This window comes from Pedobacter sp. ASV12, assembly GCF_016429155.1.
Classification (GTDB): Bacteria; Bacteroidota; Bacteroidia; order Sphingobacteriales; family Sphingobacteriaceae; genus Pedobacter.
This window is the reverse complement of record NZ_JAELUC010000314.1, coordinates 1-426: the sequence shown is the minus strand read 5'-3', so window position 1 is coordinate 426 and position 426 is coordinate 1. Positions and strand designations below refer to the sequence as shown.

The window sequence follows — 426 nt, the reverse complement described above, 5'->3', positions numbered from 1 at the left end:
GTATTAGGAATATGCGGCCCACGACATAGATCCGTGAATTCACCTTGGGTGTAGAATGTGATTTTTCCATCTTCTAAACCATCAATTAGATCTAGTTTATATTCATCGCCCTTTTCGGTAAAATATTTTATGGCATCAGCCTTGCTTACACTTTTTCTTTCAAATACTTCTTTTTGTTTGGCCAACTCCAGCATTTTAGCTTCAATAGCCTTGAAATCATCAGAAGAAAACTCCCTGTCTCCAAAATCTACATCATAATAAAAGCCTGTTTCTATAGCTGGACCAATACCAAATTTTGTACCTGGATAAAGTGATTCTAATGCTTCGGCCATCAAGTGGGCAGAAGAATGCCAGAAAGTTGATTTTCCCTCCGTATCATTCCAGGTTAACAATTTAACCTTAGCGTCCGCTTCGATAGCTCTTGAC

The 426-nt window shown here is 38.5% G+C and carries 1 pseudogene; it reads right to left on the bottom strand.

Annotation, left to right across the window (positions count from 1 at the left end):
* Window positions 1-426, bottom strand: a pseudogene (locus tag JHD69_RS20470) (threonine--tRNA ligase); the annotation flags it as partial.